General features: G+C 41.7%; 8 protein-coding genes and 2 pseudogenes. 6 read left to right on the forward strand and 4 right to left on the reverse strand.

From position 1 onward, the window contains the following. From PN457_RS07905 to PN457_RS07915, 3 genes and pseudogenes are all read left to right on the forward strand, one after another. Positions 1-760, forward strand: a 760-nt coding sequence (locus tag PN457_RS07905) for an RNA-guided endonuclease InsQ/TnpB family protein (protein WP_271732476.1), incomplete at its 5' end; no start/stop codon positions are given. 27 nt (positions 761-787) lie between these two features. After that, a pseudogene (locus PN457_RS07910) lies at positions 788-913 on the forward strand (ChuX/HutX family heme-like substrate-binding protein); the annotation flags it as partial. Between the two features lie 127 nt (positions 914-1,040). After that, positions 1,041-1,847 (forward strand): DUF6816 family protein, encoded by an 807-nt coding sequence (locus PN457_RS07915; RefSeq protein WP_271732477.1) that lies wholly within the window; start codon positions 1,041-1,043, stop codon positions 1,845-1,847. Positions 1,848-1,888: 41 nt separating this feature from the next. On the opposite strand, the gene bioU is transcribed toward PN457_RS07915, so the two are convergent. Further along, positions 1,889-2,893, reverse strand: a complete 1,005-nt coding sequence (bioU, locus tag PN457_RS07920; RefSeq protein WP_271732478.1) for a (S)-8-amino-7-oxononanoate synthase BioU — start codon at positions 2,891-2,893, stop codon at positions 1,889-1,891. 674 nt (positions 2,894-3,567) lie between these two features. Between bioU and PN457_RS07925 the strand changes: the two genes are divergently transcribed. From PN457_RS07925 to PN457_RS07935, 3 genes are read left to right on the forward strand one after another with little or no spacing between them, the layout of a single operon-like run. Further along, the gene (locus PN457_RS07925) at positions 3,568-3,777 is read left to right on the forward strand and encodes a DUF2997 domain-containing protein (RefSeq protein WP_271732479.1); all 210 of its coding nucleotides are present in this window, start codon (positions 3,568-3,570) and stop codon (positions 3,775-3,777) included. Positions 3,778-3,817: 40 nt separating this feature from the next. Beyond that, positions 3,818-4,204 (forward strand): DUF1257 domain-containing protein, encoded by a 387-nt coding sequence (locus tag PN457_RS07930; RefSeq protein WP_271732480.1) that lies wholly within the window; start codon positions 3,818-3,820, stop codon positions 4,202-4,204. Continuing rightward, positions 4,204-4,662: a ferredoxin gene (locus tag PN457_RS07935; protein ID WP_271732482.1), complete on the forward strand. Its 459-nt coding sequence runs from the start codon at positions 4,204-4,206 to the stop codon at positions 4,660-4,662. The genes PN457_RS07930 and PN457_RS07935 overlap by 1 nt, the downstream gene beginning before the upstream one ends. 68 nt (positions 4,663-4,730) lie before the next feature. On the opposite strand, the gene PN457_RS07940 is transcribed toward PN457_RS07935, so the two are convergent. The 3 genes and pseudogenes from PN457_RS07940 to PN457_RS07950 form a co-directional block, all read right to left on the reverse strand. Beyond that, positions 4,731-6,170: a DUF4335 domain-containing protein gene (locus PN457_RS07940; RefSeq protein WP_271732484.1), complete on the reverse strand. Its 1,440-nt coding sequence runs from the start codon at positions 6,168-6,170 to the stop codon at positions 4,731-4,733. A gap of 23 nt (positions 6,171-6,193) precedes the next feature. After that, a complete protein-coding gene (locus tag PN457_RS07945; protein WP_271732486.1) occupies positions 6,194-6,820 on the reverse strand; it encodes a DUF3038 domain-containing protein in 627 nt (208 codons plus the stop codon). A 602-nt stretch (positions 6,821-7,422) separates the two neighbouring features. Beyond that, a pseudogene (locus tag PN457_RS07950) lies at positions 7,423-7,543 on the reverse strand (IS630 family transposase); the annotation flags it as partial.

The following is a 7,543-nucleotide window of genomic DNA, read 5'->3' on the forward strand; positions in this document are numbered from 1 at the left end:
CGAATATGGCACAGAGCTTGTTTACCGTCGTGGTAAATGGTTTGGCTGCTTTCCTCAACATAAAGAAACCGTACCTACTGGTAGTGATAGGGTAATAGCATTAGACCCTGGTAATCGCACTTTCTTAACTGGTTTTGATGGCGAGAATGTCTTAGAGATTGGAACGGGAGACATCGGACGCATACAAAGATTGTGTCAGCACCTTGATAATCTCATAAGTCGTTCTGCCAAAACAAGATGCCGTCAACGTAGAAAGATGCGTATTGCTGCTAATCGTGTCAGAGAAAGAATTCAGAATTTAATTAAGGATTTGCATAACAAAGCTGTTAACTTGCTTGTTAATTCCTACAAAGTAATTTACTTACCAACCTTTGATTCTAGTCAAATGGTGATTAAAGGACGTAGCGGGAAGAAACGCAAAATCAACAGTAAGTCTGTACGGCAAATGCTGACTCTTTCCCATTACAAATTTGAGCGACATCTTAAGCAAGCGGCACAAAGAAAAGGTGTAATAGTCGTGCTTTGTAACGAATCATATACATCAAAAACCTGTGGTAACTGCGGTCATGTTCACTATAAATTAGGTGGAAACAAAATTTTTAAATGCCCACATTGCGGAATACAGATTTCTCGTGATGTAAATGGCGCACGCAATATTTTATTGCGTGCTTTGCAAGCAACTGCCTTCACCGTGACCCATGATGAAATCATGCTTTCTGAGGAGTCAGAATTGACGGATGCCGTAGTTAATCTAGTTTAATCGCTTTGATTAGCTTAAAAGTTGCACAAGCAGGAAGTTGCTTTAAGTTTATTTTTGCAATGGGGTAAACCCGGAGAATATCAACCTGGACTTGAAGCTTGGCAAAGTTTACAGCAACAATATGGGGAAGTTTGGCAACCTCCACCGATGTAAATGCTAAACTACAAAAACATCTGTGTACCCTATAGCCATAGCCGCTAAGGTGTCTAGATCCGTGGTTAATTCATTCTGATTTATACAGCAATCAAAATATCAGCACTTTCAAAATCCCATAAAATTCATGCTGAGTCTCAGGGCGATTTGCACTTTTAGCTTAGTTATTTTCTGCCTACTCGGATGCAATGGTACAGCAGCAGCAGGAGAATTGTCTCAACGCCTGGCAAATTTTCCCCAGTGGGAACAGATAACATCTGTGGAAACTGCTCAAGGAGATTTGGTTTATCCTGATTGGATGGCTGGTTCATGGAAGGTGACAAGTACATTAGTAGATTTGGTTGCACCTTTAGCACCGGATATAGTCACCCCGGGATTTGAATCCAATCGCGAACAACTAAATCAACCTGTGAGTTTTGTCGTGCGTTTTATTAGACAAAAACCCCCTAGCAGTGGGTTAAAATTGATTCCGAAAATTGCCGAGCAATCATCAGTTGTAGTAGCAGATAGAAAATTTAATAGTTTAAATTTGGCTAAGGCTTATTTAGGTGAAGAAGCTGTTTTATCAGTGAAAATAGACCCACATTCACCTAATCGCCAAATTACCCGTTTACGTGGGGAATGCTTGACGGCTAAAGTTTGCGATCGCCAATTAGTTTCTATCATTAGCGCCCGCGCTACAGAAACCACCTCAGATGGTAATTTTATCACATCGGAAGTTTTTCAACAACTATTTAAAGGTGATTCGCGTCCATACTTCAATACCGTAGAATCAACTACAGCTTACAATAAATTGGCTACATTATATCCTACCATCGTCGCAGATCAAGTAACTGCTGTTTATCTTTCACCCCAAGACCCAAATTACTTTAGAGCGGCTTCTCATCCAGTGGCCCTCTATCGGTATCGCTTAGAATTTTCACCCACAAACTGAGGACAAATATCAGAAGGGGCTAGAGGCTAGCCCCTAGCAGCTTATTTCACAAATTGGGGCATAATTTCGGCTGCGGTGAAAATCCCATAAATACCGCGATCGTGTAATTGTTTACCAGCTTTAAGATAACCGAAGGCCGGACCACAAACATTCGCCGCCATACTGGTTTCATCTCCTAAGGTAAAGGTATGGGTGGAAATCTTACCTTCAAAGGTACGTCCTGTAACTTTAACGTTGGTGCTCAGAGGTTTTTTAGGATTGCGAGTGTCAACTATACCACCAACTGTAACGCGATCGCGCGAACAAATGCCGGCAAATTCTAACATCACATCATCAGCGTGTTCCATATTCTCTAAAGTCAACACGCCATTGGTTTTATCTAGTAGGGCTTCTACTTGTGCGTCAGTCATTGCCCTAGCCTTTTCTACAGTATAACCAGGCATATGGCCAATGTCCTCCCGAACTGTAGCCCGGTAAGCTTCCCAGTTAGCAATACCGACACCAAAGGTAATTTCTACCTTGTGAATTTCGGCGTAGCTTTGGGCTGCTAAAGCCGCCGCCGCTGTTAATAATCCAGGTGTAGCGCCACATCCAGACATATAAGTGATTCCGGCTGCTTGTAGTTCTGCTTTCATTGACAAAAGTTGTTCTACTGCGCTGGTACGCTTAATAGCATCCACTAACACACCCCGCCAACCCGATTTGATAAACTCTTGGGCTACTGAGGGGATAAAATCGTTAGGGAGGTTTGGTAAGGCAAGAAAGTAACCATCTACAGGCTGACCTGTCGCAATTAAATCTTGAATGCTGCTATTGCTTAATGTCCCAAATGGTTCTAAATAACCCACAGAACCTTGAGATTGGTAGGTTTGAATACATTGTTGAGTATTTAAACCTTCTGTAGAGTAAGCGTAGCCTTTTTGGTCGCCTGCTGCGACTAAGATCATTTCCCCTTTGCTGGAGAGGAGTTTTGCGGCTGCTTGTCCCAGTCCACCAAAACCCAGAACTCCGACGCGGATAGGTAGGTTGGTTAGTTGTGTATTCATAGTGAATTTACCGTGTTAGCTGATGGCTATAAAGGTTAATTATGCTCCATTATCCTGGTTTGGTTAGCTGAATAATGCTTTTTTTACGAGAATATTTTGCTGATTTGACCTTGGATCCCAAGACAGGGATGTTTATTATTTAACTTACCTCTGTGCCAAAATATTTAATAGGTATTTGTTATTATTAGCTTTGCTAAAAAGCAGCAACTAGAGCGTTTAATACATATGTACTATTACATGATCACATTGTATCCCAGAGCGCAGATATTAAATAATGCCACTGGGTAAAAGCACACACATTGAAGTTATCTATGGACAGAATAATATATATTCAATGGTACTGATAAACTTTTTCAATAAAAAGTATATTTTTGTGAAGCATAAAAGGGGCTAAACTACTGCTATAGCTTGATTTCAGGGTTTTTATTACCCATTTTTTCACAGGAATCGTGAGCTTGACTAATTAGTGAGGTTAAGAGAAACTAACTAATAAGTGATGTATGTGCTTATAATAATAATAAATTTTGTAAAGATTCTGAGATATATATTTTGAGAGATGGAACATTAGTTAGCAAATGCCAAGTTTGTATCTAAAACAATGTTCCCAGGGCTATATTTTTAGCCGGCTGCTCAGGCGGTCAAGTTCAAAAGTCGTATCATGGTTGGCCAAAAGTATGGAGACATTAGAGTTCATCATCTATCCAGACGGTCGAGTACAAGAAAAAGTCACTGGCATTATGGGCAATTCATGCGCTGAGGTCACAGCAGCAATAGAAGCACAGCTAGGACAAGTACTTAGTCATGAGCCAACCTCAGAATTTTTTGCTACTCAGTTGCAACAATCCTCCGTGGCTAATACCCAAGCCACATACAGCGATTGGTAAGTTTTTCCTCACAGTTTAGTCTCATTTATTAATCACTGCCATGTCACATTTTAGCCAAATTAAGACTCAAATCCGTAACCTGGACTCTTTAAAAGATGCACTCACTGAATTGGGCATAGACTGGAAACCCGGACCACGGGAAGTCCGTGGCTATCGCGGTCAAACCCATCCTGCGGAAGTCACTATTGAGCAGGAAAATGGCTATGACATCGGCTTTAGATGGAATGGCAAAGAATATGAATTGGTGGCTGACTTGCAATATTGGCAACAAGGCTTATCTGTGGATGGGTTCTTGCGCCAAGTAACCCAACGCTATGCTTACCAAACAGTGGTGAAAGAAACAGCTCGTGTAGGCTTTGAAGTGGCAGAACAACAAAAAAATCCAGATGGCTCAATTCGCTTAGTAGTACAACGCTGGAGTGCGTAATGGCTGATTTTCTGCCGTCGCCGTCAGAAGAAGAAAACAACCGTTCCGGTGCAGAACCAGAGTTAGGCGGTTTCTTACGGGATGAGCCAGAACGCTCTGGTTTAGAGCCGGAATTGGGTGGTGTTCAGCGTCAAAAGGGTGTTTACGTAGACGAGATCACCTGCATTGGCTGCTTACACTGCGCTCATGTGGCCCGTAACACCTTCTACATTGAAGCGGATTATGGGCGATCGCGCGTGATTCGTCAAGATGCTGATTCAGAGGAAGTCATTCAGGAGGCAATTGATACTTGTCCAGTTGATTGCATCCATTGGGTTGATTACACTGAACTGAAAAAGTTAGAAGAAGAGCGGAAATATCAGGTAATACCTATTGCGGGGTATCCAGTGGAACAGGCTGTATCTACTAGTCAACGGCGGCGTAAAAAACAAAAATTAAAACCTCCAAAAAACTCTTAATAACTTGTCATCAGAAAACCTCTATCAGATAGCCGAGTTCTTCCAGAACTCGGCTATCTGCTTATTTATTATTCATTTTCTGCAAATGTTTGGACTTTGCCATCAGGGCTGAGAAGGACTCGAATTCTGATAATTTCTCCCTTTTTATTGGCAGAAACAAAGGGTTTACCAATTTCAGGCATCCCCGCATCCTCAATGAATATTCTTGCAGCCTGATTGATGGGATAAATCTTGTCAATGCTACCATTATCATTAACCATTAAACTGTACTCTAGTGTTTGTGTAAATCCACTAGGTGGCTGCCAGCGCTTTGTAAATATTTCTCGAGCTTCTGCTACTTGAGGGATATCAAATAACTGACTACCGGCGGCCAAAGTTTCCGATTTGGGAGTTACCGGTTGACTCGTTGACCTACCAACTAATGAATTATTATTATTTGATGGAGTAGCAATATTTGCAGAGCCATTGATTGTGTTTTCCCTTTGCTGTAGATTGACTGCTGAAGATGGCGAAGAACTCTGATTTGGCTGGGGATTAGTGGAAACAGACAAGGGAACTGATGAGATACTGGGTAATGTATATCCAGAAGAGAGGCTACGCTGCGCGAACGGCTGAGATAGAAACACTGGATCCGGCCCAGATGGTAGGGATGAAGAGGGATTAGTCAGGATGCTAGAATTAGATGGCTTTAGGGGCGGTTCTGGGAATGTGCCAGTGGTAACTTGAGAGTTCGAGGCTAAGGTTTGTGGAGAGGTTAAATTACCCGCGGGCGTAACTTCGGGTTGCTGTGTGGGAACATCCACAGACGGTTTTACAGCAGTTTTCGCTATCTGTGTTTGATTTTGCCTATTATTGACAAAGTTCCAAGTCAGTGGTATAAGTCCTACACCTAAAACCATGACTGCGGCAATGGGAGACCAAGCTGGTAATCGCAAAAGTTTATTATTGTTATTTAAATTTGGTAAGGCCATAACATCAGCAGAATACTCATCTAAAGCAGTTGCTAAATCGAAAAGTTGCAGCAAACTCAATATAATTACAGAGCCAGATGTTGGGTTAGAAAGAGAACCAAGAAATAGATTATGAGTTATATCATTGTCTGCTTCTAAGTAGATTTTGCTCTGAGATGTTTGGGAGGTAAAAGATTTCGAGGGTTTAGCGCTCGGTAGTGGAGTCTGGTCAAAATCTGTGAACTCTGAATCATGAGATACTTTCGTGGAATCATGAGGTTCACAAAGACTCAGCCAAAAGTTATTTGGGGGTTGCTGTAGAAATTTTTGTACATAGTTGGTGACAACATCACACAAAATTTCTAGTTGATCGCGATCGCCCCTAATGACGATTTTACCTGCTTCTAGTCCTTGGGCATCCTCAAAATATAGCTCAAAGGTTAGCTGCTTGATCACAGTTTTTCCCATTAAATGGGACAACGGCGAACTTTGCGCCCATATTTCTAGGGTACAGTTAGGGCGTGCGTAGCGTCTAATGACAGAATTAAATGGTGGCATAGCAGAAACGACCAAGAAGACGATTATCTAAAATTGGAACTCTCTATTAGTGCTAGCCAGAGACGGCGGTGTCCACCAGGCGCACTATAAAACAGTAAATCCACAAGCAGTTTTAGTGCTAAGTTTGTGAGTAGATCCGTGGTTATTTGGTCGTCTTCTTCCATCCGTTCTTGGTAGGTATTACAGAAAGCATCGATATAATCTCCAAGTAAAGCAGCCTGATGATAGCGAAGCGGGGCGAGCCGCTGCTCCCGATTCTTTTGCGCCATTTTTTCCAGTAGACCAACAGCACGGCGAATTAATTCCTGGTGCTGTTTGGCGAGGTAGCAGGTAATGAGAACAATTGCTCGAGCTTCTTCTACATCTAGCTTTTTTCGTCCACCTTGTCCCCTGCGTAGGGGATTAGACTGACGCAATCGCCATAAAGCTACCCGGTCTGGCACTCTTGACTCTAAATTCAGGTTAATTGCCGCAGACAACATAGCTTCGGAACCAATACCAGTGAAAGTTTCTAGCGCTAACAGCACCAAGTCTAACTGGGTCTTGATATTCTCCCACTGAACTGTGTTTGAGACTGGAAGCTTAATTAAATCGTCCCACTGAGGATTTGGTGTGGCTGAATCGGCGGCCGAGTGCATAACGTTTAGCATAGGTGATCAGTCTGTAGGGTCTGTTGCTGTTACCCATTTTGAAACCAGACCCTTAAATATTAAGGTTGGTTTCCCATCGCTTTGCTCATTTAGTCAACAGCAATAGTCTTTGTCTTACTTTACTAGAGGAAAATCAATTTTCCACCAATTTACTTGACAAAACACATGAAGTTATTGATAAATTAAATGCTTCCTTATTCATGTATAAATAAACATTGCTGAATTTAGTTAATATCTAATTGCTAATTGCTAATTTATATAAAAGCAACTAATAACTAGATATTAAAAATTTACTTGCCCGCACCCATGATATTTATTGCCTATCAGAATATAGTGGGAGCGTGAGAACCCCTACGCTTTCGCGAGGGGATGAAACGTGACTCAACAGGATTTATCCTGTCGTATCCTTAACAAAAAGGTTTTGACAGGTATTTACAAAGCATTTCTGTTCACTTAAAATAAGAAAACATCAGCAAATATGGTGAAAAACCCAAAAGATGCCAACTTAAGTAGCCACACAGCTAAGTATGACCTTAGCCAAGGTGGGTAGGGGAGCTTTGACAGTCCCAAAACGACGTAATTTATAGCAACCGCCAAGGAGGTTAGGACGCAAAAAGTAAGACATCCTCAATGGCATCTCGTAAAGAATCAAACTGCTCAAGTTTTTTGCGGATTCGACTTTTTAACCAAGACCAACATTTTTCAATCTGATTCAGGTCTGGA

Source organism: Anabaenopsis arnoldii, assembly GCF_028331025.1.
Lineage (GTDB): Bacteria > Cyanobacteriota > Cyanobacteriia > Cyanobacteriales > Nostocaceae > Anabaenopsis > Anabaenopsis arnoldii.